This is a genomic window from Lysinibacillus antri (assembly GCF_003977595.1).
Lineage (GTDB): Bacteria > Bacillota > Bacilli > Bacillales_A > Planococcaceae > Ureibacillus > Ureibacillus antri.
This window is the reverse complement of the sequence record NZ_RYYR01000006.1, coordinates 108,718-135,100: the sequence shown is the minus strand read 5'-3', so window position 1 is coordinate 135,100 and position 26,383 is coordinate 108,718. Positions and strand designations below refer to the sequence as shown.

Here is a 26,383-nt window from a genome sequence, read left to right as displayed (position 1 = left end):
ATTTGGCATTTCCTAACTGCCCTCGTTTTAGATGACAAAGTAAAATGGTAGGTGACAATTTTGTCATCTACCAAATGTTTTGTGGTATTCATTCATTAATGGGAAGCGCAAAGTAAACGTAGAACCTTCATTTTCTTTAGACTTCACTGAAATTTGGACCCCTAACTTTTGTGCCGCATTTTGCGCTAGATAAAGCCCCATGCCAGTTGATTGTACTGATTCTCTCCCAATCGTCCCAGTATACGATTTATTAAAAATACGGGGTAAATCTTGTTGAGCAATTCCTATTCCAAAATCTTTTATATGAAGTAATACATGTTCATCTTGATCTCTTTCTGTGTAAATTTGTATCTCTTCATTTTCCCAGCTATACTTAATCGCATTAGATAAAATTTGACGCACAATAAAGGCAACCCATTTTCTATCTGTTATAACGGATTCCTCTAATGCTTCAATTTGAAACCCTATCCCCTTTTCCAAACACCAAGATTGAAATTCACGGATTTCTTTAAATACAATAAGTTTTAAATCTAATTTCTCTAAACGATTATCTTTTTCAATGGTTGCAAGTCTTGTACTGTGAAGCTGTTGATCTAACAGTAAATGAATTCGAACCCATTCACTCTCTAGTTTTTTCCTAAGCTTAGCATCATTCGTTTGCTCAATCATTAACTTCATTGCAGTTAACGGTGTTTTCACCTCATGCACCCACGCTAATAAGTCATCTGTCTGTTCTTGAAGCTGTATTTTCGACTCATTTATAACCGAATTCTTTTGTTCAAATACAGTAAGAATATCTTCCATATACTTCTTTTGATAGGGTGACATCGAGATATATTCATTCGAATGTACCTCTGCACTTTTCGACAAATTTCCCAGGAAATGAATCATCTGTCGTTGTTCTTTTATGTACTGCCAAACTAAGAATACAACCGATAGCGATATAGCAATTATATTAAAATAACTTATACTTACACCAGAGAAGCCACTATCCAAATAAAACAATAGATTCATACATAGTAATAATAGAATTATGTATACGATCCATGCACTTCGCTCTTTTAAAAATAAAATCAACATATACTACTCCATCACATTTACGGCAATATAGCCTAGTCCTTTTTTTGTAATGATTACATTTTCTAACCCAATTTCCTCAAGTTTTACGCGTAAACGATTAACATTGACTGATAACGTATTGTCATTGACGAAGCGCTCATCATCCCATAGTTTACGCATTAGTTCATCTCTTGAAACAACTTGGTCCACATGCTGAAGTAAAACACGTAAAATAAACAACTCATTTTTCGTTAAATCACATGTTCGATTTCCTAGCCTTACTGTTCCTTTAGCATAATCCACTGTTGCACTATTCCACCGTGAAATTTCAGGTTGCTCATCTACATAATCATACGTTCGACGTAAAATTGCCTGCACTTTCGCTAATAGCACTTCCATATGAAAAGGCTTTTGGATAAAATCGTCTGCCCCCATTTGCATTGCCATAACCATATCCATTGGGTGATCTCGAGAGGATAAGAAGATAATTGGTACCTTAGAAACTGAACGAATTTCCCTACACCAATGAAATCCATCAAAAGCCGGCAGCTGTATATCAATAATCACCAAATGAGGCTTTGCTTCTATAAAGGTATCCATTATTTTTTGAAAGTCTGAAGGGCCTATAACATCTAAATCCCAGCTATTGAAGCGTTCCGAAATCGTTTCAAAAATCGCTGCATCATCTTCTATTAAAAAAATTTTCATAGTTACTCATTCCCTTCATATGGGGATATAAATTTTCCTAATTAATCCAGTTTCATTATACTATACATCTTCAACTCAAGCATAAAGTGAGGTTTTTATTCAGAGTTTAAATGTATAATAGTTTGAAGGAGAGCTAATGATAGCGCCAAGATAATAAGATTGCAGAATACTAAATTCAATAAGAATTTAATTATTTCGTAAAGGAGTTGCTTCTTTTGGATATACGTCAGATTGAATACTTTTCAGAAGTTGCGAAACATTTAAGCTTCACAAAAGCCGCTTCTACTTTACATGTATCCCAGCCTTCAATCAGCAAGGCCATTCAAAACTTAGAAGCTGAACTTGGGGTTCCTTTGTTTTACCGTTCCTCAAAACAATTAGAATTGACAGATGCAGGACGAGCAGTCTTAATCAATGCACAACATGTACTGGAAGCGTTTAAAAATTTAAGATCCGAGCTTACGGATTTAATGGAATTGAAAAAAGGACAAATTCGTATTGGTATTCCGCCTATTGTAGGTTCAGAATTTTTTTCGAAATTAGTGAGTCAATACAAAGAACAGTATCCTTATATTGAACTTATTTTAACGGAAGTTGGATCGAAGAAAATTCGAGTAGGCGTTGAAGCAGGAGAATTAGATATCGGACTCATCTGTAATTTAAGTGTGGCAAACGAAAACTTAGAGGCAATTGGTATATTAAAAGATCCATTAATGTTAATTGTTCATCGAGATCACCCGCTTGCTGTTCGTCCTTCTGTACAATTGGCAGAATTGGAAAAGGAAGCATTTATTATTTATCGAAATGATTTTACGTTGTATGATCGGATAATTGATGAATGCGCAAAAAGTGGGTTTTTCCCTACAATTGCATGCGAAACATCTCAGAAGGATTTAATTATCGAAATGGTGGCAGCAAAGCTTGGTATTGCGCTGTTACCAAAGCGAATTTGCGAGAAAATTCAATATGATACGATTGTAGCAATTCCTTTTAATGAGGAAACTATTTATTTAGAGCTCGGTATGACATGGAAGAAAAATAAATATTTATCCTTTGCAGTGCGAGAATTTATTGCACTAGCTCATGATTTTATTCGCCAGTAAAATTAAAAGACATTATCCCCTTCAAGAGATAATGTCTTTTTATTTTTAATTTGCTATTACTGTACCATACTTCGCTTTTGCTTCTAAACGTTTTTTGTGTAGAATTGGCTCCGTATAACCACTTGGCTGCTCATAACCTTTGAATACTAAGTCACATGCTGCTTGGAATGCTACTGACTCTTCAAAGTTTGGTGCCATTGGACGGTATTCTGGATCATCCGCATTTTGTCCGTCAACCACTTTTGCCATACGTTTCATTGTTTCTAACACTTGCTCTTCTGTACAAATACCATGGTGTAACCAGTTCGCAACGTGCTGACTTGAAATACGAAGCGTTGCACGGTCTTCCATTAGCCCAATATCGTTAATATCAGGAACCTTCGAACATCCCACACCTTGTTCTACCCAACGCACAACGTATCCTAATATACCTTGAGAGTTGTTGTCTAACTCTTGTTGGATTTCTTCTGGGCTCCAGTTTGTAGTTGGTGATACTGGGAATTGTAAGATAGCATCTTGGAAGTCTTCTGAGCTCGATAACCCTTTTTGAACATCTTTTACATTTAATTGGTGATAATGTGTAGCATGTAACGTTGCAGCTGTTGGCGATGGAACCCAAGCTGTATTTGCCCCTGCTTGTAAGTGACCAATTTTTTGCTTTAACATTTCTGCCATTAAATCTGGCATAGCCCACATACCTTTACCAATTTGAGCACGACCTTGTAAACCACAGTCAAGACCAACTGTTACATTTGATTTTTCATATGATTGTAACCAAGTAGAAGTTTTCATTTCATTTTTACGAATCATAGGTCCTGCTTCCATAGATGTATGGATTTCATCACCTGTACGATCTAAGAATCCTGTATTGATGAAAACAACTCGATCTTTAACTTCTTTAATACATGCCTTTAAGTTTAAAGATGTTCGACGTTCTTCATCCATTACACCAATTTTTAATGTGAAACGTTCTAAGCCTATTAAGTCTTCTACACGTTCAAATAGCTTATTGGCAAATGCTACTTCTTTTGGTCCGTGCATTTTTGGTTTTACAATATAAATAGACCCTTTTTGTGAGTTTTTATATTTTCCTGACCCTAAAGTCTCGTGTTTCGCAATTAAGCTAGTAATTACACCATCTAAAATTCCTTCAGGTACTTCTTGACCATCTTTATCTAGGATTGCACTATTTGTCATTAAGTGACCAACATTACGTACGAACATTAACGAACGACCTGATAACGTAATTGTTTCGCCATTTAATGCTGTATACGTACGGTCAGGATTTAATGTACGTGTCATCGATTTTGTACCTTTTTCGAATGTTGCAGCTAAATCACCTTTCATCAAACCTAACCAATTGCTATATACTAACACTTTATCTTCTGCATCAACTGCAGCAACAGAGTCTTCACAGTCCATAATTGTTGTAATTGCAGATTCAAGAACGATATCTTTCACACCAGCTGCATCTGTTTTCCCTATTGGATGTTCACGGTCAATTTGAACTTCAATGTGTAGGTCATTGTTTTTGAATAATAAAACAGTTGGTTCCTCAAGTGTTCCTTGGTATCCCACTAGTTTTGATTCATCTACAAGTCCTGTTGTTTCTCCAGTTGCTAATGTAGCAGCTAATTTATTTTCAACAATTGCATATTTGACTACATCAATATGTGAAGCATCTTTTAATGCAACAGCTTGATCTAGTAATTGTTTTGACTTTGTAATAACCTTTTCACCACGAACTGGGTTATACCCTTTGCCGATATCTGCACCATCTTCTTCACTAATTGCGTCAGTGCCATAAAACGCGTCATACAGGCTTCCCCATCGTGCATTTGCAGCATTAATTGCATAGCGCGCATTGTTTACAGGTACAACTAACTGTGGGCCAGCTTGTACTGCAATTGCTTCATCCACATTTTCAGTTGTAATTTTAAAATCTTCTACTTTCGGCTCAAGATAGCCAATTTCTTGTAAGAAAGATTTATAAGCATCAAAATTAAAGTTTTCTTTATTTTCTTTATGCCAGTTATTAATTGCTTCTTGTAGTTCATCACGTTTTACAAGCAATGCTTTATTTTCCGGTGTTAAGTCATGGATTAACGCATCAAAACCGTTCCAAAACTGTTCTTGATCTACTTCGCTACCTGGAAGTGCTTGATTGTTAATAAAATCATAAAGAATTGAAGCTACTTGAAGATTCCCCACTTGAATATAATTAGTCATGAACATATCCCCCAATATACAAAATTCAAGAAAGAGGAGTTTTCCTCAATCTTTCCTTAGCAATTATTATAATAGAATAGAGGTCCATAAATGAAATACATATTTTGAATATTCATTATTCATTTTAGTTATAGTACATAACCAACCGAAGAAATTAGAACCCAAAAAAACATCCTACAGGCGTCCCCATAGGATGTTTGTATTAGCAATAAGCTAAAATTATTTTTGGATAGAAGCTACTACTCCAGCTCCAACAGTACGGCCACCCTCACGGATAGAGAATTTAGTACCTTCTTCAAGAGCGATTGGAGAGATTAATTCTACGTTCATTTCGATGTTGTCACCAGGCATAACCATTTCTACGCCTTCTGGTAAGTTGATAACACCAGTTACGTCAGTTGTACGGAAGTAGAACTGAGGACGGTAGTTAGAGAAGAATGGAGTATGACGGCCACCCTCTTCTTTTGATAAAACGTAAACTTCTGCTTTAAAAGTTGTGTGTGGAGTGATTGAGCCTGGTTTAGCTAATACTTGTCCACGTTGGATGTCTTCACGAGCAACCCCACGAAGTAAAGCACCGATGTTGTCACCAGCTTCAGCATAATCTAATAATTTACGGAACATTTCTACTCCAGTAACAGTTGTAGATTTAGCTTCTTCTTCGATACCAACGATTTCTACTACGTCACCAACTTTAACTTGACCGCGTTCTACACGACCAGTAGCAACTGTACCACGACCAGTGATAGAGAATACGTCCTCTACTGGCATCATGAATGGTTTGTCAGTTTGACGTTCTGGAGTTGGGATATAGCTGTCTACAGCGTCCATTAATTCGATAATTTTTTCTTCCCATTCTGCTTCACCTTCAAGAGCTTTAAGAGCAGAACCTTTGATTACAGGAACATCGTCGCCTGGGAAATCGTATTCTGATAATAAGTCACGAACTTCCATTTCAACTAATTCTAATAATTCTTCGTCATCAACCATATCACATTTGTTTAAGAATACTACTAAGTAAGGTACACCTACTTGACGTGATAAAAGGATGTGTTCACGAGTTTGTGGCATTGGACCATCAGCAGCAGATACTACTAGGATACCGCCGTCCATTTGAGCAGCACCAGTGATCATGTTTTTAACATAGTCAGCATGTCCTGGGCAGTCAACGTGTGCATAGTGACGAGTTTCAGTTTCATATTCTACGTGAGAAGTGTTGATAGTAATTCCACGTTCTTTTTCTTCTGGAGCATTATCGATATCAGCGTATGATTTAGCTTCTCCGCCCATTTTTTTAGAAAGAACTGTAGCGATAGCAGCAGTTAATGTAGTTTTACCATGGTCAACGTGTCCAATTGTACCAACGTTAGCATGCGTTTTCGAACGGTCAAATTTTTCTTTAGCCATTAGAGTGAGCCTCCTAAATATGTGTTTAATAGTTTTTTTAGTTTTTATATGTTATAACTGCCGGCTGATAAGGGCCCTTTCTCAGCCAGTCAATCATAGCTTACAAATTATTTATACTTGAAGCAAGATGAAATTTCAATTATTCACCTTTATTTTTTTTAACGATCTCTTCTGAGATTGATTTTGGTACTTCTTCATAGTGATCGAATACCATTGAGAACACACCACGACCTTGTGTAGCAGAACGTAATGTAGTTGCATATCCGAACATCTCAGCAAGTGGTACCATTGCACGAACAACTTGAGCGTTACCGCGAGCTTCCATACCTTCTACGCGTCCACGGCGAGAAGTGATGTTACCCATGATATCACCAAGGTATTCTTCTGGAATTACTACTTCTACTTTCATAACTGGTTCTAATAGAACTGGGCTACATTTAGAAGCTGCAGCTTTTAGAGCCATAGAAGCAGCGATTTTGAATGCCATTTCGTTTGAGTCAACATCATGGTATGAACCATCATATAACTTCGCTTTGATGTCGATTAATGGGTAACCTGCGATTACACCACGGTCAAGCGAGTCACGAAGACCTGCTTCAACAGCTGGAATGTATTCACGTGGTACAACCCCACCAACGATAGCATTTTCGAACTCAAAACCTTTACCTTCTTCGTTTGGAGAGAATTCAATCCAAACATCACCGTATTGTCCACGTCCACCAGATTGGCGAGTGAATTTACCTTGTACAGCAGCTGAACCACGGAATGTTTCACGGTAAGAAACTTGTGGAGCACCCACATTAGCTTCTACTTTGAATTCACGTTTCATACGGTCAACAAGGATGTCAAGGTGAAGCTCACCCATACCAGAGATGATTGTTTGACCAGTTTCTTGGTCAGTATGTGCACGGAATGTTGGATCTTCTTCTTGAAGTTTTTGTAAAGCTTGTCCCATTTTATCTTGGTCAGCTTTTGATTTTGGTTCTACAGATAAAGAGATAACTGGTTCTGGGAATTCCATAGACTCTAAAATAACAAGATTTTTCTCGTCACAAAGAGTGTCACCAGTAGTAGTATCTTTAAGACCTACAGCCGCTGCGATATCTCCTGCGAATACTTTAGCAATTTCTTCACGAGAGTTCGCGTGCATTTGTAGGATACGACCTACACGTTCACGTTTACCTTTTGTAGAGTTTTTCACATATGAACCTGAATCTAAAATACCAGAGTACACACGGAAGAATGTTAATTTACCAACATAAGGGTCAGTCATAACTTTGAATGCTAAAGCAGCAAATGGCTCTTCATCATTTGAATGACGAACTAGCTCATCGCCAGTATCAGGATCGATACCTTTAATTGACTCTACATCAGTTGGAGCTGGTAGATAGTCAATTACAGCATCTAACATTAATTGAACACCTTTGTTTTTGAATGCTGTACCACAAATAACTGGGTAGAATTGTACAGATAGAGTAGCTTTACGGATACCTGCTTTAAGTTCTTCAATAGTGATTTCTTCACCAGCAAAGTATTTTTCCATAAGGTCTTCATCAAGTTCTGCTACAGCTTCTACTAATTTTTCACGGTATTCTTCAGCTTGTGCTTTGTATTCTTCTGGGATTTCACGCTCTTGAATATCAGTTCCAAGGTCGTTACCATAGAAAATAGCTTTCATTTCAACTAAATCGATAATTGCTTCGAATGCATCTTCAGCACCGATTGGTAATTGAATTGGGTGAGCATTTGCTTGTAAACGATCGCGAAGTGTACCAACAGAATATAAGAAATCTGCACCGATTTTATCCATTTTGTTAACGAATACGATACGTGGAACACCGTAAGTTGTAGCTTGACGCCATACAGTTTCAGTTTGAGGCTCAACACCAGATTGAGCATCAAGAACTGTTACAGCTCCGTCAAGTACACGCAATGAACGTTCAACTTCTACTGTGAAGTCTACGTGTCCTGGTGTGTCGATGATATTTACGCGATTGCCTTTCCATTGAGCTGTTGTAGCAGCAGACGTGATTGTGATACCACGTTCTTGCTCTTGCTCCATCCAGTCCATTTGAGAGGCACCTTCGTGAGTTTCACCGATTTTGTGGATCTTACCAGTGTAATAAAGGATACGCTCAGTTGTTGTTGTTTTACCAGCATCAATGTGAGCCATGATCCCAATATTACGTGTATTCTCTAGTGAGAATTCGCGTTTCATAGGAAATTTTCTCCTTCCATATTGGGTATAGACTAGTTGTTGAATTATATATTTAAATCTACGTACTAGCTTACCACTAGCACGTAGTCTAAATTACCAACGATAGTGAGCAAACGCTTTGTTAGCTTCTGCCATTTTATGCATATCTTCACGTTTCTTAACTGAAGCACCTGTGTTGTTAGATGCATCTAAGATTTCATTAGCTAAACGCTCTTCCATAGTTTTTTCACCACGAAGACGAGAATAGTTAACTAAATAGCGAAGACCTAATGTAACACGACGTTCTGGACGAACTTCAACTGGTACTTGGTAGTTAGAACCACCAACACGGCGAGCACGTACTTCAAGAACTGGCATTACATTGTTTAATGCAGCTTCGAATACTTCTAAAGCTTCTTTACCAGAACGCTCTTTAACTAATTCGAACGCTCCATAAAGAATTTTTTGAGAAGTACCTCTTTTACCATCAATCATCATTTTATTGATTAAACGAGTTACTAGTTTTGAATTATAAATTGGATCTGGTAACACGTCACGTTTGGAAACAGGACCTTTACGAGGCATGTGTTTTCCTCCTTTCAAGAATTATCTATTTAATAAGAGATTTAAGTTTGCCATTGTATAATTGTGCAGTTTCGCACTATTTATACGTCCAGATTTTGAATCGTGCGCACGATTCAATCTATTCAAAATCTGTTACGTCCAACAAAGGCAACTTTTAGGAAACTAAATTATTTTTTTTCTTTTGGACGTTTTGTACCGTATAGAGAACGTGATTGCATACGACCGTTTACACCAGCAGTATCAAGAGCACCACGAACGATATGGTAACGTACCCCTGGTAAGTCTTTTACTCGTCCACCGCGGATTAATACTACGCTGTGTTCTTGTAAGTTGTGACCTTCACCAGGAATGTAAGCTGTAACTTCGATTTGGTTAGTTAAGCGTACACGCGCATATTTACGAAGCGCTGAGTTTGGTTTTTTCGGTGTCATTGTACCAACACGAGTACAAACTCCACGTTTTTGAGGAGAGTTAACATCTGTTAAAGATTTTTTAAAGCTGTTATATCCCTTGTTTAACGCAGGTGAATTTGATTTCGTTGTTTTGGATTTACGAGGCTTACGTACCAATTGGTTAATTGTAGGCATCGGTTATTCCTCCCTTCATATATTCCTTGTTAATACCACACATCCAGGTGGTTCATTTTTAGGGTAAAAACAAAGTCTTTGTGTTTTCCACACAAAAACTAACTTACAGCAATTGCAACTACCGCAGCACCAACATGAATACCACACGCTTTGCCAAGCTCATTTTTCGACTCAACGAGACTCACTGGTACGCCGACTTCTTTTGCAAGAATAACAACTGGATCGGTTACCCAGCTGTCTGCATCAAGCGCTATAAAAAGTTCTGCAACTTGACCAGCACGGATTGCTTTTACTGCTTGCTTTGTACCTATGATTGTTTTACTAGCCTGTTTAACTTTTTCATAAGACATTCTCATATCCTCCGAAGTACAGACAGTTAACTATCAACCTTAAGTATATTAACACTATTAATTTAAACTGTCAAATATTTTTATTAAGATTTCTCGGGCGGAGTTTTATACCACCCGAGAAAATATTAAATATAGCTAATTACAAATGATTATTCTACAGAAGAAAACTCTTCTTCTAAATCCATTGGGTCTTCTTCGATACGAATTTGACGATATCGTTGCATACCAGTACCAGCTGGAACTAGTTTACCGATAATTACATTTTCCTTCAGACCTAATAGCTCATCACGCTTACCTTTAATTGCAGCATCCGTTAACACACGAGTTGTTTCTTGGAATGATGCAGCAGATAAGAATGATTCTGTTTCTAGTGAAGCTTTCGTAATACCTAGGATTACTGGACGACAAGTAGCTGGAACTCTTCCATTAATAATTGCTTCTTTGTTTGCGTCCGTAAATTGGTGAATATCAAGTAATGAACCTGGTAATAGATCCGTATCGCCCGCTTCAATTACGCGAACTTTACGTAACATTTGACGTACCATTACTTCGATATGTTTATCGCCAATTTCTACCCCTTGCATACGATAAACTTTTTGTACTTCTTTTAATAAGTACTCTTGAACCGTTGCAACGTCTTTTACTTTTAATAATTGTTTTGGATCGATAGAACCTTCAGAAAGGATTTGACCAGGTTTAATCGCATCACCCACAACTACTTTTAAGCGAGCATTGTAAGGTGCTTGATATTTACGTGTTTCGATTTCGCCTTGCACTGTAACTTCTTTTAAGCCTTCACGGATTTCTTCAATTTCAGAAACCGTACCTGTGATTTCAGAAATAACCGCTTGCCCTTTCGGATTACGCGATTCGAAAATCTCTTGGATACGTGGAAGACCTTGTGTAATATCGTTACCAGCAACCCCACCTGTATGGAATGTACGCATTGTTAATTGTGTACCTGGTTCCCCGATAGATTGAGCCGCGATAATACCTACCGCTTCACCCACTTCTACCTCTTCACCTGTTGCTAAGTTAATACCATAACATTTTTTACATACACCATGTTTTGTATTACATGTGAATGCAGAACGAATTGTTACTTCTTCAATACCCGCATCTTCAATAACACGTGCGATATCTTGAGTGATTAATTCATCACGCTCTAAAATAACTTCACCTGTTTCAGGATGACGAATTGTTTTCTTCGTATGACGACCGATAATACGCTCATCTAACGCTTCGATCACTTCAGTACCTTCCATTAAAGCACCAATTGTTAAACCACGGTCCGTTCCACAATCGTCTTCACGAACAATAACATCCTGTGCTACGTCTACTAGTCGACGAGTTAAGTAACCTGAATCGGCTGTTTTTAGGGCTGTATCGGCTAAACCTTTACGCGCACCATGAGTAGAGATGAAGTACTCTAATACCGTTAAACCTTCACGGAATGAAGATTTGATTGGAAGTTCGATAATACGACCAGCCGGGTTGGCCATTAAACCACGCATACCAGCTAGCTGCGTAAAGTTCGATGCGTTACCACGGGCACCGGAATCACTCATCATGAAGATAGGGTTCGTGTCCGGTAAAGAATCCATCAGTTTTCCTTGAATGTCATCTTTTGCTGCAGACCAGCTTGAGATAACGCGGTCATAACGCTCTTCTTCCGTAATTAAACCACGACGGAATTGAACTAATACTTTATCTACTTTTTTCTGCGCTTCTTCTAAGATTTTATTTTTCTCTGGTAATACCACGATGTCTGAAATTGCCACGGTAATACCAGCTTTTGTTGAATATTTAAATCCTAGATCTTTCATACGGTCAAGCATTTTAGACGTTTCTGTAATGTGGAATCGTTTAAATACTTCCGCAATGATATTTCCTAGGAACTTTTTACGGAATGGACTAATTGGCTTAACGCTTGCAAAGTGTCTTTGTAACACTGCTTTACGTTGTGCAGCAATTTTGTCGTCCTCTGAAAGTGCTTGGTATTCCTCAGAAGCTTGTAACTCATTTAGCGTTTCTTCACCAATTGTTAAGTTTGCAAAGTATTTCTCAGGTGTTTTTTGTTCTAGGTTTGTAGAAGTCGGTTCATTAATGTAAGGGAATGATTCAGGAAGAATCTCATTGAAAATTACCTTACCAACCGTAGTTAATAAGAACATATTATTTTGTTCTTCAGTAAACGTTGGGTTTTTAAATGAACTTGCTTTAACTGCAATACGAGTGTGTAAATGAACGTTACCAGTTTGATATGCAATTAACACTTCATTTGGACCATAGAACACAGAACCTTCACCGCGAGCGCCTTCACGTTCTAATGTTAAGTAGTAGTTTCCTAATACCATATCCTGAGACGGTGTAACAACTGGTTTACCATCTTTCGGATTTAAGATGTTTTGAGCAGCTAACATTAGTAATCGAGCTTCTGCTTGTGCTTCTGCTGATAATGGAACGTGAACCGCCATTTGGTCACCATCAAAGTCAGCGTTATAAGCTGTACATACTAATGGGTGAAGACGAATTGCACGACCTTCTACTAATGTTGGTTCGAATGCTTGAATACCAAGTCGGTGTAATGTCGGTGCACGGTTTAATAAAACTGGGTGCTCACGAATTACATCTTCTAAAACGTCCCAAACTTCATTGTGCAGACGTTCAATTTTACGTTTTGCACTTTTAATGTTGTGGGCAAGACCACGCTCAACAAGTTCTTTCATAACGAAAGGCTTGAATAACTCAATCGCCATTTCTTTTGGAAGACCACATTGATACATTTTTAAGTTTGGACCTACTACGATAACCGAACGACCAGAATAGTCAACACGTTTACCTAGTAAGTTTTGACGGAAACGCCCTTGTTTCCCTTTTAACATATGTGAAAGGGATTTTAATGGACGGTTCCCTGGTCCCGTAACTGGACGACCACGACGACCGTTATCAATTAAAGCATCTACCGCTTCTTGTAACATACGTTTTTCGTTTTGTACGATAATGCTTGGTGCACCAAGGTCTAATAAACGTTTTAAACGATTGTTACGGTTAATTACACGACGGTACAGGTCATTTAAGTCAGAAGTTGCAAAACGACCACCATCTAATTGCACCATTGGACGAAGCTCTGGTGGAATTACAGGTAGAACTTCTAAAATCATCCATTCTGGTTTATTTCCAGAGTTACGGAATGATTCAATTACTTCAAGACGTTTAATTGCACGCGTACGACGTTGACCTTGTGCAGTTTTTAACTCTTCTTTTAAAGAATTTGTTTCATCTTCTAAATCAATTAGTTCTAGAAGTTTTTTAATAGCTTCTGCACCCATAGCAGCTTCAAAGCCATTTCCGAATTTTTCACGGTATGCACGGTATTCTTTTTCTGAAAGTAATTGTTTCTTTTCTAATGAAGTTTCTCCTGAATCGATCACAACATAAGATGCAAAATAAATTACTTCTTCTAAAGCACGCGGAGACATATCAAGGATAAGACCCATACGGCTTGGAATACCTTTAAAGTACCAAATATGTGAAACAGGAGCTGCTAATTCAATATGCCCCATGCGTTCACGACGAACTTTTGCGCGTGTAACTTCTACACCACAACGGTCACAAACTACCCCTTTATAGCGAACACGTTTGTATTTACCACAGTGACATTCCCAGTCTTTTGTAGGACCGAAAATACGTTCACAAAACAGACCATCTTTTTCTGGTTTTAAAGTACGATAGTTAATTGTTTCAGGTTTTTTTACTTCTCCATATGACCATGAACGAATCTTGTCAGGTGAAGCTAAACCGATTTTCATATATTCAAATTCATTAACGTCTATCAAGGAGCCTACCTCCCTTTAGTATAAGTCCTCTAACGACTTTCCGAAGCTCAACAATTAATTGTTTATTTGAAAATAGGGCAGGCAGCATATTACCCCCGCCCTAACTTGCATAATTTATTCGATCGTTTCTACTGCATCTTCTTCTTTAGGTAAGATATTTAATGCATCAGTTGGTTGAAGTTCATCTTCGTCATCAAGATCACGAAGTTCTACTTCTTCGTCATTGATTGTTAACATTTTTACGTCTAAACCTAATGATTGAAGTTCTTTAATTAATACTTTAAATGATTCTGGTACACCTGGTTCTGGTACACTTTCACCTTTAACAATCGCTTCATATGTTTTTACACGACCAACAACATCATCTGATTTAATTGTCAAAATTTCTTGTAGTGTATATGCAGCACCATATGCTTCAAGTGCCCAAACTTCCATCTCACCGAAACGTTGACCACCGAATTGAGCTTTCCCTCCAAGTGGTTGTTGCGTAACAAGTGAGTATGGACCCGTTGAACGAGCATGAAGTTTATCGTCAACCATGTGGGCTAATTTGATCATGTACATGATCCCAACAGAAACACGGTTGTCGAAAGGTTCACCCGAACGACCATCATAAAGGATCGTTTTTCCGTCACGGTTCATACCTGCTTCTTCCATTGTTTCCCATACGTCTTCTTCGTTTGCTCCATCAAATACTGGACTTGCCATATGAAGACCTAAATAACGAGCAGCCATACCTAAGTGAAGCTCTAATACTTGTCCGATATTCATACGAGATGGTACACCTAATGGGTTTAACATGATGTCAACTGGTGTTCCGTCTGGCATAAATGGCATATCTTCTTCAGGTAAGATACGTGAAATTACCCCTTTGTTACCGTGACGTCCGGCCATTTTGTCCCCAACGCGAATTTTACGTTTTTGAACAATATAAACACGAACTAATTGGTTAACGCCTGGTGGTAATTCATCACCATCTTCACGGTTGAAGACTTTTACATCTAGAACGATACCGCCAGCACCATGAGGTACACGTAATGAAGTATCACGCACTTCACGAGCTTTTTCACCAAAGATTGCGTGTAATAGACGTTCTTCTGCAGTAAGTTCCGTTACTCCTTTAGGAGTTACTTTCCCTACTAGAATATCGCCATCACGAACTTCAGCACCGATACGAATAATACCGCGATCATCTAAGTTACGAAGAGCATCTTCCCCAACGTTTGGAATATCACGAGTAATTTCTTCAGGTCCTAGCTTTGTATCACGAGATTCTGATTCGTATTCTTCAATATGAACCGAAGTATAAACATCATCTTTAACAAGACGTTCGTTCATAATTACAGCATCTTCATAGTTGAAACCTTCCCATGTCATGAAGGCAACTAATACGTTACGACCTAACGCAAGTTCACCTTTTTCCATAGAAGGACCATCAGCTAAAATATCTTTTGGTTTAACGCGGTCGCCAACTTTTACGATTGGACGTTGGTTAATAGAAGTACCGTGGTTTGAACGAGTGAATTTTTGAAGTTTGTATTTCGTTAATTCACCCTTCACTTCTTTACCATCGATTTCTTCAATACGACGAACATGGATAGAACGAGCTTCAACATGTTCCACAATACCATGGTGTTTTGCTACTACTGCCGCCCCTGAATCACGAGCATCGACATGTTCCATACCAGTACCAACAAATGGTGCTTCTGGATTTAATAAAGGAACCGCTTGACGTTGCATGTTCGCTCCCATTAACGCACGGTTTGAGTCATCGTTTTCTAAGAACGGAATACATGCCGTCGCAGCAGATACTACTTGTTTTGGTGATACGTCCATATAGTCAACACGGTCTCTTTTGAAAACTGTGTTATCTCCACGGAAACGACCTAAAACTTCTTCGTTTGCAAACGTTCCATCTGGATTTAATGGTGAGTTTGCTTGAGCTACGATATAGTTATCTTCTTCATCTGCAGTTAAGTAGTCAATTTGCCCTGTAACTTGACCCGTTTCAGGATCCACTTTACGGTATGGTGTTTCAATGAAACCAAATTTGTTTACTTTTGCATAAGATGATAATGAGTTAATTAATCCAATGTTTGGACCCTCTGGAGTCTCAATTGGACACATACGACCATAGTGAGAATAGTGAACGTCACGTACTTCCATACCAGCACGTTCACGAGTTAAACCACCAGGACCTAATGCAGAAAGACGACGTTTGTGCGTTAATTCTGCTAATGGGTTTGTTTGGTCCATGAATTGCGATAATTGCGAGCTACCAAAGAACTCTTTAATTGATGCAATAACTGGACGAATATTAATTAATTGCTGCGGTACAATAGACGCAGTGTCATTGATTGACATACGTTCACGTACAACACGTTCCATACGAGATAATCCAATACGGAATTGGTTTTGTAACAATTCACCTACAGAACGTAAGCGACGGTTACCTAAGTGATCGATATCATCTGTATTTCCAACGCCATATAATAGGTTGAAGAAATAAGACATAGAAGCAATCACATCAGCAGGTGTAATATTTTTTACTTCTTCATCGATATAAGCGTTTGAAATAACATTAATTTCTTTTTGCGCTTCATCATTTGGTGCGTAGATTTTAATTGATTGAATTGTTACGTCTTCTTCTAACACGCCACCAACTTGTGATAATGTGCGGAAGCCGATACCATTCTCTAAATACGGAATAATTCGGTCAAGTGTACGACGATCTAATACTGTACCTTTTTCAACTAAAATCTCTCCTGTTTCTGGATCAACAAGAGTTTCTGCAATCGTGTGGTTAAACAAACGATTTTTAATGTGAAGCTTTTTATTCATTTTATAACGTCCTACGTTTGCTAAATCGTAGCGCTTAGCGTCGAAGAAACGAGAATATAGCAGACTTTTCGCACTTTCTACAGTAGGTGGTTCACCTGGACGAAGACGCTCATAGATTTCTAATAGTGCCTTTTCAGTACTATCCGTATTATCCTTTTCAAGCGTGTTTCGTAAGTACTCGTTATCACCTAGAATATCTATGATTTCTGAGTCTGAACCAAAGCCTAAAGCACGTAATAAAACTGTAACAGGTAATTTACGTGTACGGTCGATACGAACATAAACCACGTCTTTGGCATCTGTTTCATATTCTAACCATGCACCACGGTTCGGGATAACTGTTGCTCCAAAACCTTTTTTACCGTTTTTATCAGTTTTATCGTGGTAATATACACTTGGTGAACGAACTAATTGTGAAACGATTACACGTTCAGCACCGTTAATAACGAACGTCCCTGTTTCAGTCATTAGTGGGAAATCACCCATAAAGACATCTTGTTCTTTAACTTCGTCTGTTTCTTTGTTGTGAAGACGTACTTTTACACGTAATGGAGCTGCATACGTCACATCACGCTCTTTACATTCATCTACATCATACTTCGGATCACCTAATGTATAATCGATGAATTCTAGTGAAAGATTACCTGTAAAATCTTCAATTGGAGAAATGTCGCGGAACATCTCACGCAACCCTTCTTCAAGGAACCACTCGTAAGATGCTGTTTGAATTTCAATTAAATTCGGAAGCTCCAGCACCTCTTTAATACGCGCAAAGCTTCTACGCTGGCGGTGTTGTCCGTACTGAACTAGTTGACCTGTCAACTCATTCACCCCTCATTAAAGCGATAATAGGTCTTTGCAAAACCAACTAAATAGTGTATGATTTCGAAAGACAAAAAGAAAACGAGTCTTTTCTTAGACGTCATTTTCGGTTAAACTAAACTTATTCATGGAAAGTATACCCACACAATAACAGTTGCATACAATTGGGCAAACTCCCACAAAATAATATTTTTGCATTTTATTATGTTATCATAGCCGTTTTGTCAAGTCAATAATTATACATGTTGATTATTTTTTCGCACGTATAATCCAATAACCCTTTTTCTTTTCAACAACGTCCACTTCTGCAAAGTTTTCTTCTAAATGATTTACTGTCGACGGCGCACCTTGCTTCTTCTGTATTACAACCCACAACTCTCCACCATCTGCTAGTCTGTTATAAGCTCCATCATAAAACTTAAAAACAGTGTCTTTTCCTGCGCGAATAGGCGGATTTGTTAATATTGCTGCAATTTGCAATTCAGCATCAACTTCATCTACACCATCACTTTCAAAAATACGTACATTTTGAATTCCGTTTAATTGTGCGTTTTTACTGGCGAGGGACACTGCTCGTTCATTAATATCCATCATACAAATAAGTCGTTCTGGATATTGTTTCGCAAGTGATAACCCAATTGGACCATAGCCGCAACCTACATCTAATATCGCCCCATCTACTGATGGCAACTCAAATGTTTCAATTAAAACACGGGATCCAAAATCTACTTCGCTTTTACTAAACACACCCGTATCCGTTTCAAATAAAAACGAAGACCCTCGTAGTGTGAATCTCCATTGACGTGGTTTACTTTCAGTTTGAGGCTTCTTTGAATAATAATGTTCAGACATCTACATGCCCTCCTCAAAGAAATGAAGAAAGCCCGTCAAAATAGACGAGCTTTCTTTATTTATTGAACTGTAGTGTAAGTAATAATTACTTAACTTCTACGTTAGCGCCAACTTCTTCAAGTTTAGCTTTTAATTCTTCTGCTTCTTCTTTAGAAATACCTTCTTTAAGAGCTTTTGGAGCGTTATCTACTACTTCTTTAGCTTCTTTTAAGCCAAGACCAGTAAGTTCACGTACCACTTTGATTACTTTGATTTTTTGGTCACCAGCAGATGCTAGTACTACGTCGAATTCAGTTTTTTCTTCAACAGCAGCTGCACCGCCACCTACTACTGCTACAGGAGCAGCAGCTGTTACACCAAACTCTTCTTCGATTGCTTTTACTAAGTCGTTTAATTCAAGAACTGTCATAGCTTTGATAGCTTCTAAGATTTGATCTTTGTTCATTTTATTTTCCTCCTATATTGGATATTAGTTTATTTTTAGCCTACTTGGCCGAATTGTTTGTTGAAGTTTAAGCAACAATTAAGCGCCTTGTTCTTCTTTTTGTTCTGCAACAGCTTTTGTTGCAAGTGCGAAGTTTCGCACTGGAGCTTGAAGTACTGATAAAAGCATTGAAAGTAGACCTTCGCGTGATGGAAGTTCTGCAAGTGCTTTAATATCATCAGCTGAAGAAATATTCCCTTCGACGATACCAGCTTTGATTTCAAGAGCCTCGTTCTTTTTAGCGAATTCGTTAACGATTTTCGCTGGAGCAATTACGTCTTCTTTCGAGAAAGCAACCGCGTTTGGTCCAGTTAAAAATTCGTTAATCCCTTCAACACCAGCGATTTCAGCCGCACGACGAGTTAAACTGTTTTTGTAAACTTTGAACTCAACACCAGCTTCACGAAGTTGTTTACGAAGTTCTGTAACTTGGGCTACAGTTAAACCGCGGTAATCCACAACTACTACAGAAGCAGCACCTTGGAATTTCTCAGCGATTTCTTGTACTTGAACTTTTTTAGTTTCAATTGCACTAACGCTCATGTTTGACACCTCCTATTAGAATGGGTCATTTATACCGACAAAAGAAAAGCCTCTAGTTATAACAATAGACTAGAGGCTGGAAAATTCATCATCTCAAAAAGAATCCGATTTCGATGTCCTCGGTAGGATTATTAAGTGCAAGCACTCCTACTGTCTACGGTACAAATGGATATTCACAACGACAATCATCATATCAATAACGAAGGTCGTTGTCAACACATTTATTTATATTAAAATTTATAATTTAACGCTAGCAACATCAATTTTCACTGATGGTCCCATTGTTGTTGTAACGTTTACTGATTTCATGTAAGTACCTTTTGCAGCAGCTGGTTTAGCTTTTTGAACAACTTCAAATACAGTGTTGAAGTTTTCTACTAATTTTTCGTTGTCGAAAGAAACTTTACCGATAGGAGCGTGGATGATACCAGCTTTGTCAGCACGGTATTCTACTTTACCAGCTTTGATTTCTTCGATCGCTTTAGTAACGTCAAAAGTTACAGTACCAGTTTTAGGGTTTGGCATTAAACCTTTAGGTCCTAATACACGACCAAGTTTACCAACTTCACCCATCATGTCTGGAGTTGCAACGATTACATCAAAATCGAACCAACCTTGTTGGATTTTCGCGATGTATTCTGCATCACCTACATAGTCTGCACCTGCAGCTTCTGCTTCTTTAAGTTTTTCACCTTTAGCGAATACTAACACACGTTGAGTTTTACCAGTACCGTTTGGAAGTACTACAGCTCCACGGATTTGTTGGTCGTTTTTACGAGTGTCGATTCCAAGTTTGAATGCTACTTCAACAGTTGCGTCGAAGTTCACTGTGCTTGTTTGTTTTGCTAAAGCAATTGCTTCTTCAGCAGCATATACTTTTGAACGGTCAACTAATTTTGCTGCATCTTGCAGTCTTTTACCTTTTTTAGCCATTATAATTTTCCTCCTTGATTGTGGTTATAGCGGATATTCCTCCCACGAATAGAGGTTGCGAGTTCACTAAGAACATTCCGCAACCTCCAAAAAACAAAAACATCATCATCAAGTAAAATGGGAATTAGTCTTCGATCGTAATACCCATGCTTCGTGCTGTACCTTCAACCATCGCCATAGCTGCTTCAACTGATGCAGCGTTTAGGTCTGGCATTTTTTGTTCAGCAATTTCGCGAACTTTATCACGTTTAACCGTTGCAACTTTTTTACGGTTTGGTTCACCTGATCCAGATTGGATACCTGCTGCTACTTTAAGTAACACTGCTGCAGGTGGAGTTTTTGTAATGAAAGTAAATGAACGGTCCTCGAAAACTGAGATTTCAACTGGAATGATTAAACCAGCTTGATCAGCAGTACGAGCGTTGAACTCCTTACAGAATCCCATGATATTAACACCTGCTTGACCTAATGCAGGACCAACCGGTGGAGCTGGATTAGCTTTACCAGCAGGGATTTGAAGTTTTACGATTTTAATAACTTTTTTAGCCACGAGACACACCTCCTTAAGTCCGTGATGTGGTAATTGGGTTGCCCCTCCCACTCAATATCTGTCTGTCAGCTATTTGCCGATAACATTAAAAAATTAACTTTATATGACAAACCGTCTATTTACAGTCTGACCTATGAAATAATATCACTTTTAATTTAGATACGCAAGCATAAATATAAATTAGATTTTTTGGATCTGTTCAAAATCTAATTCCATCTTCGTTTCACGACCGAACATATCAATACTTACTTTCACTTTACCTTTATCTATATCGACTTCTTCTACCTTACCTTGGAAGTGTGCAAACGGGCCTTCTAACACTTCTACTACTTCGCCTACCGTTACATCCATTTCGCCAACTGTTTTCTTATCAATACCCATTTGTCGTAACAGACGCTCTACCTCTTCTGGTAATAACGGTGTTGGTTTTGCCCCTCCACCTGATGAACCGATAAATCCTGTAACTCCAGGCGTATTACGAACCACATACCATGATTCATCTGTTAAAATCATCTCTACTAAAACATACCCCGGGAATACTTTTCGCATTACCGTACGTTTTTTTCCATCTTTTAAATCTGTTTCTTCATGTTCAGGAACGATTACACGGAAAATGTTATCTTGCATCCCCATTGTTTCAACGCGCTTTTCAAGATTTGCTTTTACGCGATTCTCATATCCTGAATAAGTATGAACTACATACCATCTTTTCTCCATAATATTTTCGGACAAATTCGTCCGTCCCTCCTCCATTTATCACTTAGGTGCTAGCGAAAATCATCTTTCTTTTCTACAAAAAGGTCATTGATATCCTCTAGATTTATCACATTTTTATAAAAGAAGACAAATGAAAAAAACCCGTGAATTTTAAAACGGGCTATTTTCAAAGATATTAACATTACATACAATTACGAGTCTAAATATAGACGGAACAGTTCTGAAATGCCTAAGTCAACTAACACAAAAAATATCGCCATAAATATAACAGTTGTAACTACTACCACGGTATATTTTGTAAGTTCTTTACCTTTTGGCCAGCTTGTCTTTCTCATTTCTGACATTACGTCTGACAGAAAATGTTTAATCTTGCCCATTCTAGCTTAACCTCCGAACAAATCATCTATTCTATGTTTCAATCTAAAAATTAAGTAAATTCATTTAGTTTGCTTATGCACAGTATGTTCGTTGCAATGCGAGCAATATTTTTTAAACTCTAATCGCTCTGAAGAATTCGCCTTTTCTGGGACAGAATAGTTTCGATTACCACATTTTTCGCAACTTAAAGCAACTTTTCTAGCCATATTAAATCCACCTAACTAGGCATTTTGTCTTTTAAAGACTAACACCTAAAAAGAATGATGTCAACAAGTGACAGTCATCACTTCACCATTTCTCCAATTTCTAGATGTCGTTCTAATTTGCGTTTTACACGTTGAAGGGCATTATCAATCGACTTCACATGACGGTTTAACTCTTCTGAAATTTCATTATAAGATTGTCCATCCAAATATAGTGCCAATACTTGTTGTTCTAACTCACTTAAAATCTCACTAATTTTTCCCTCTAAATGCGAGTATTCCTCCCGATTAATCATTAAGTGCTCTGGATCTTCTGACTCAGTACTTGTGATGACATCCATTAATGTTCGATCGGATTCTTCATCATAAATAGGTTTATCGAGAGAAACATATGAATTTAGCGGAATATGTTTTTGCCTGGTCGCAGTTTTTATTGCCGTAATGATTTGGCGCGTTATACAAAGCTCCGCGAAAGCACGGAATGACGAGAGCTTGTCCCCTTTGAAATCTCTTATCGCTTTATATAAACCTATCATTCCTTCTTGCACAATATCTTCTTTATCTGCACCGATTAAAAAGTATGAGCGCGCCTTCGCTTTAACGAACAATCGATATTTCGTTATTAAATAATCTAATGCTTCCGTATTACCTTGATGGACTAGTTCAACAACTTGTTCATCTGTAAGATCTTCAAAACGTTGTAACACCTGTGTTTGAATACTACTAAGCAACGGCCTCACCCCAGTACGCCTTTTTATGTTGTATATTAGGAACAGTATAACGGAATTGGAAAATATAGGTCAAATAGTTATTTCAAACCCCTTCTCCATTTCTCAAAAGCTAGTTCTACATCTTTAGATAATTGAATTCTAGATTTCGGCTTCTCTTTATGTGTGGTTTTAACTTCTTGTGAAATATTTGATTTTATTATTTGCATTTCTATTTCTAGTTCACGAGCTGATTTTCGAAGGGCACCTTGACCAAAGATTACATTTTGTTCAGTCATATCCGAAGTAGCTACATAGATTTGTATTTTTCTACCCTTTAGTTCCGTCGTTAACTTTTCTATTCGTTCATCTGCGGTTTCGTTTTTTCTAGTATAAATGATTTCTACACCATTTTGAACATATGTCTGCTGAACTCCCGGAACTAGGTGTGCATCAAATACAACAATCACTCGCCAACCCATAGAAGCCTTTAATTCAGCCATATGGTCTAGCAAGCGATTGCGGGCTTCCTCAAAATTTGTGTCTCGTAAAGAGCGTAAATCTTTCCAAGACCCAATCATGTTGTAGCCATCAACAATTAAAATTGTTTGCATGATTACTCATTCTTTTCATGACGTTTTCTGTATACCTCATACATTAATAGCGCTGCCGCTACCGATGCATTTAAAGAAGTAACATGGCCCACCATTGGCAAGTGATAGAGAAAATCGCATTTTTCTTTTAACAGTCTGCTCATTCCCTTACCTTCACTTCCTATAATAATTGCAAGTGGTAAAGTGGCGTCCATTTTCCGATAATCTACAGAGCCCTTCGCATCTGTTCCGGCAATCCATATACCTCGTTCCTTTAGCTCATCGATCGTCTGTGCCAAATTTGTAACGCGAACAACGGGCACATGTTCAATTGCTCCAGTTGATGCTTTTGCAACAACGGCTGTTAATCCTACCGCGCGACGCTTCGGAATAATAATACCGTGCACTCCAATCGCATCTGCTGTACGCATAATTGAACCTAGATTATGAGGATCTTCTAATTCATCTAATACAAGGAAGAACGGATCTTCACTTTTTTCTTTTGCCGCATGAAATAAATCATCTAGTTCCGCATATTTATAAGCCGCAACAGATGCAACAATCCCTTGATGATTGGCATCGGATAATTGGTCTACTTTTTTCTTAGGTACAAACTGAACAAGGACTCCGCGCTCACGAGCTAAATCAAGCACCTCGTTAATACCAGTCTTTTTTACACCTTCTGCTATCCATAACTTATTTATTTCTCTTCCTGATCGTAGTGCTTCGAGTACTGGATTTTTCCCTGCAATCATTTCACCTTGTTGCTCACTCAAGTTAAGATGCTCCCTTCGATTGTTCCACGATTTCAATGGCATAATCAATAATTTCATTGACGCGTGTATTTTCTTTAGTTAAATATAGATAGCCTAACACTGCTTCAAACCCTGAACTATTACGATAAGTTTGAACATCTGTATTTTTCGGAACTGAACCTGATTTTGCATTCCTTCCTCTTTTAAAAACCGCGATTTCTTCTTCCGTTAAATAGTTTTCATCCATTAGTCGATGGACAATCCCGGACTGTGCTTTTGCCGATACATAACTCGTCGCCTCTTTATGCAATCGATTCGGTTTTGCTCGCCCACTTAAGAGAAGGTGTTCTCTCACTTTTTGCTCAAGAACCGCATCCCCCATATAGGCTAAAGCTAAGGCATTTAATTGTTTCACATCTTCAATACGGAGTTGGGCCATTTTATAAACCCCGTTTCCAACGCGTACCTTGACGAGTATCTTCTAACACGATATTCATACTTAACAGTTGATCACGGATTTCATCAGAACGTGCGAAATCGCGATTTTTACGTGCCATATTACGTTCTTCAATTAATGCTTCAATTTCTTCGTCTAACAATTCTGCTTCCACTTTGAATTGAATACCTAAAACATTCCCAAGCTCATCAAACGTTTGAATAAATGCTTGTAGGGTATGTTCTTCCGTATTGCTCTCATTCAAGTACGTGTTCGCTAATTTTGCTAATTCAAATAAAGATGAAATCGCATTGGCCGTGTTAAAGTCATCATCCATCGCTTCTTCAAAGGCACTTTTTACTTGATTAATTTGTGTTAAATATTCGTCACCATTACTGGATAAATTTGCAGATGCATTGAGACGATATTCGACATTTGCATACGCCGTTTTCAGACGTTCTAACCCAGCACGAGCAGACTCTACTAAATCTTGCGCAAAATTAATTGGATGACGGTAATGCACTGAAAGCATAAAGAAACGTAATATTTGTGGATCAATTTGTTGACGAATATCATTTACTAATACAAAATTGCCTAGAGATTTCGACATTTTCTCATTATCAATATTAATATACCCATTATGCATCCAATACTTTGCAAAGGTTTTCCCTGTGTAGGCTTCTGATTGAGCAATTTCATTTTCATGGTGTGGGAATGTTAAATCTTGACCACCTGCATGAATGTCAATTGTATCGCCAAGGTGTTCACGAGCCATAACAGAACATTCAATATGCCAGCCTGGACGACCTTCTCCCCACGGACTTTCCCATTTAATTTCACCTGGTTTTGCTGCCTTCCATAGCGCAAAATCTAAAGGATCTTCCTTTTTCTCCCCCGCTTCAATTCGTGCACCCACTTTTAGGTCATCAATGGATTGGTGCGAGAGTTTTCCGTAGCCATCAAATTTACGGGTACGATAATATACATCCCCTTGTGACTCATATGCAAAACCTTTTTCAATTAATACCGCAATAAATGAAATGATGTCATCCATATGAGTTGTTACACGAGGATGGACATCTGCTTTTTTACAACCAAGTGCCGTAATATCCTCAAAATAGGCGCTAATAAACCGCTCCGTTAATTCAAATACTTCCTCACCTAGTTCGTTGGCAGCCTTAATAATTTTGTCATCTACGTCCGTAAAGTTCGAAACATATTTTACATCGTAGCCTTTATACAGGAAATAACGACGAACTGTATCATAGACAATAACAGGACGAGCATTTCCGATATGAATAAAGTTATAGACGGTCGGACCGCATACATACATTTTCACTTTCCCTTTTTCAAGCGGAACAAACTCCTCCTTTTGTCGTGTTAAAGAGTTAAAAATTTGAATTGCCAATTTGACCTCTCCTTTTTGAAATTAATCATTACATTTTAAATCAAACAAAAAACGCCCCTATCATTCCATTATGAAATGACAGAGACGCCTATACGCG

Annotated in this window: 24 protein-coding genes and 2 other annotated features (1 of these 26 cut by a window edge); of the genes, 1 reads left to right on the top strand and 23 read right to left on the bottom strand. The window is 38.0% G+C overall.

Features of this window, described 5'->3' with window-relative positions; translation table 11 throughout:
• Positions 1 to 63: 63 nt before the first annotated feature.
• Entirely contained in the window at positions 64 to 1,080 is a 1,017-nt protein-coding gene (locus tag EK386_RS06190) for a sensor histidine kinase (RefSeq protein WP_126658170.1), read from the bottom strand.
• Positions 1,081 to 1,083: 3 nt separating this feature from the next.
• A complete protein-coding gene (locus EK386_RS06185) occupies positions 1,084 to 1,767 on the bottom strand; it encodes a response regulator transcription factor (RefSeq protein WP_126658169.1) in 684 nt (227 codons plus the stop codon).
• 215 nt (positions 1,768 to 1,982) lie between these two features.
• On the opposite strand from EK386_RS06185, the gene EK386_RS06180 reads away from it, so the two are divergent.
• Positions 1,983 to 2,870: a LysR family transcriptional regulator gene (locus EK386_RS06180; protein WP_126658168.1), complete on the top strand. Its 888-nt coding sequence runs from the start codon at positions 1,983 to 1,985 to the stop codon at positions 2,868 to 2,870.
• Between the two features lie 45 nt (positions 2,871 to 2,915).
• Here the strand turns inward: EK386_RS06180 and EK386_RS06175 are convergent, their stop codons facing one another.
• The 21 genes from EK386_RS06175 to cysS all read right to left on the bottom strand — a co-directional run bounded on the left by EK386_RS06175 (position 2,916) and on the right by cysS (position 26,286).
• Complete coding sequence (locus EK386_RS06175; RefSeq protein WP_126658167.1) at positions 2,916 to 5,099, bottom strand: malate synthase G; 2,184 nt, start codon at positions 5,097 to 5,099, stop codon at positions 2,916 to 2,918.
• 219 nt (positions 5,100 to 5,318) lie between these two features.
• Positions 5,319 to 6,506, bottom strand: coding sequence for an elongation factor Tu (tuf, locus tag EK386_RS06170; RefSeq protein ID WP_126658166.1), 1,188 nt, complete (start codon positions 6,504 to 6,506; stop codon positions 5,319 to 5,321).
• 139 nt (positions 6,507 to 6,645) lie between these two features.
• Positions 6,646 to 8,724 (bottom strand): elongation factor G, encoded by a 2,079-nt coding sequence (gene fusA / locus EK386_RS06165; RefSeq protein WP_126658165.1) that lies wholly within the window; start codon positions 8,722 to 8,724, stop codon positions 6,646 to 6,648.
• A gap of 93 nt (positions 8,725 to 8,817) precedes the next feature.
• Entirely contained in the window at positions 8,818 to 9,288 is a 471-nt protein-coding gene (rpsG, locus tag EK386_RS06160) for a 30S ribosomal protein S7 (RefSeq protein WP_126658164.1), read from the bottom strand.
• A 167-nt stretch (positions 9,289 to 9,455) separates the two neighbouring features.
• Positions 9,456 to 9,875 carry a 30S ribosomal protein S12 gene (rpsL, locus tag EK386_RS06155; protein WP_036200765.1) on the bottom strand — a complete coding sequence of 140 codons (420 nt, stop codon included), beginning with the start codon at positions 9,873 to 9,875 and terminating at the stop codon, positions 9,456 to 9,458.
• Between the two features lie 98 nt (positions 9,876 to 9,973).
• Positions 9,974 to 10,225 carry a ribosomal L7Ae/L30e/S12e/Gadd45 family protein gene (locus tag EK386_RS06150; protein WP_126658163.1) on the bottom strand — a complete coding sequence of 84 codons (252 nt, stop codon included), beginning with the start codon at positions 10,223 to 10,225 and terminating at the stop codon, positions 9,974 to 9,976.
• Positions 10,226 to 10,374: 149 nt separating this feature from the next.
• Positions 10,375 to 14,064 carry a DNA-directed RNA polymerase subunit beta' gene (gene rpoC / locus EK386_RS06145; protein WP_126658162.1) on the bottom strand — a complete coding sequence of 1,230 codons (3,690 nt, stop codon included), beginning with the start codon at positions 14,062 to 14,064 and terminating at the stop codon, positions 10,375 to 10,377.
• A gap of 114 nt (positions 14,065 to 14,178) precedes the next feature.
• Positions 14,179 to 17,736 (bottom strand): DNA-directed RNA polymerase subunit beta, encoded by a 3,558-nt coding sequence (gene rpoB / locus EK386_RS06140; RefSeq protein ID WP_179966006.1) that lies wholly within the window; start codon positions 17,734 to 17,736, stop codon positions 14,179 to 14,181.
• Positions 17,737 to 17,976: 240 nt separating this feature from the next.
• A complete protein-coding gene (locus EK386_RS06135; RefSeq protein ID WP_126658160.1) occupies positions 17,977 to 18,579 on the bottom strand; it encodes a class I SAM-dependent methyltransferase in 603 nt (200 codons plus the stop codon).
• Between the two features lie 85 nt (positions 18,580 to 18,664).
• Complete coding sequence (gene rplL, locus EK386_RS06130) at positions 18,665 to 19,024, bottom strand: 50S ribosomal protein L7/L12 (RefSeq protein WP_126658159.1); 360 nt, start codon at positions 19,022 to 19,024, stop codon at positions 18,665 to 18,667.
• A 78-nt stretch (positions 19,025 to 19,102) separates the two neighbouring features.
• Complete coding sequence (gene rplJ, locus EK386_RS06125) at positions 19,103 to 19,606, bottom strand: 50S ribosomal protein L10 (protein WP_126658158.1); 504 nt, start codon at positions 19,604 to 19,606, stop codon at positions 19,103 to 19,105.
• A 33-nt stretch (positions 19,607 to 19,639) separates the two neighbouring features.
• Positions 19,640 to 19,784, bottom strand: a sequence feature (ribosomal protein L10 leader region).
• 59 nt (positions 19,785 to 19,843) lie between these two features.
• Positions 19,844 to 20,539 (bottom strand): 50S ribosomal protein L1, encoded by a 696-nt coding sequence (gene rplA, locus EK386_RS06120; RefSeq protein WP_126658157.1) that lies wholly within the window; start codon positions 20,537 to 20,539, stop codon positions 19,844 to 19,846.
• A gap of 124 nt (positions 20,540 to 20,663) precedes the next feature.
• Complete coding sequence (gene rplK, locus EK386_RS06115; RefSeq protein ID WP_143963152.1) at positions 20,664 to 21,089, bottom strand: 50S ribosomal protein L11; 426 nt, start codon at positions 21,087 to 21,089, stop codon at positions 20,664 to 20,666.
• Between the two features lie 180 nt (positions 21,090 to 21,269).
• Entirely contained in the window at positions 21,270 to 21,806 is a 537-nt protein-coding gene (nusG, locus tag EK386_RS06110; RefSeq protein WP_126658216.1) for a transcription termination/antitermination protein NusG, read from the bottom strand.
• A gap of 191 nt (positions 21,807 to 21,997) precedes the next feature.
• The gene (gene secE / locus EK386_RS06105) at positions 21,998 to 22,183 is read right to left on the bottom strand and encodes a preprotein translocase subunit SecE (protein WP_126658155.1); all 186 of its coding nucleotides are present in this window, start codon (positions 22,181 to 22,183) and stop codon (positions 21,998 to 22,000) included.
• Between the two features lie 60 nt (positions 22,184 to 22,243).
• The gene (gene rpmG, locus EK386_RS06100) at positions 22,244 to 22,390 is read right to left on the bottom strand and encodes a 50S ribosomal protein L33 (RefSeq protein ID WP_126658154.1); all 147 of its coding nucleotides are present in this window, start codon (positions 22,388 to 22,390) and stop codon (positions 22,244 to 22,246) included.
• A 77-nt stretch (positions 22,391 to 22,467) separates the two neighbouring features.
• Positions 22,468 to 23,118 carry an RNA polymerase sporulation sigma factor SigH gene (gene sigH / locus EK386_RS06095; RefSeq protein WP_126658153.1) on the bottom strand — a complete coding sequence of 217 codons (651 nt, stop codon included), beginning with the start codon at positions 23,116 to 23,118 and terminating at the stop codon, positions 22,468 to 22,470.
• A gap of 77 nt (positions 23,119 to 23,195) precedes the next feature.
• A complete protein-coding gene (locus EK386_RS06090) occupies positions 23,196 to 23,708 on the bottom strand; it encodes an NYN domain-containing protein (RefSeq protein ID WP_126658152.1) in 513 nt (170 codons plus the stop codon).
• Positions 23,709 to 23,710: 2 nt separating this feature from the next.
• Positions 23,711 to 24,463: a 23S rRNA (guanosine(2251)-2'-O)-methyltransferase RlmB gene (rlmB, locus tag EK386_RS06085; protein WP_126658151.1), complete on the bottom strand. Its 753-nt coding sequence runs from the start codon at positions 24,461 to 24,463 to the stop codon at positions 23,711 to 23,713.
• A gap of 1 nt (position 24,464) precedes the next feature.
• Positions 24,465 to 24,881, bottom strand: coding sequence for a Mini-ribonuclease 3 (locus EK386_RS06080; protein ID WP_126658150.1), 417 nt, complete (start codon positions 24,879 to 24,881; stop codon positions 24,465 to 24,467).
• A 1-nt stretch (position 24,882) separates the two neighbouring features.
• Positions 24,883 to 26,286, bottom strand: coding sequence for a cysteine--tRNA ligase (gene cysS / locus EK386_RS06075; protein WP_126658149.1), 1,404 nt, complete (start codon positions 26,284 to 26,286; stop codon positions 24,883 to 24,885).
• Positions 26,287 to 26,363: 77 nt separating this feature from the next.
• Positions 26,364 to 26,383, bottom strand: a binding site (T-box leader) (it continues 205 nt past the right edge of the window).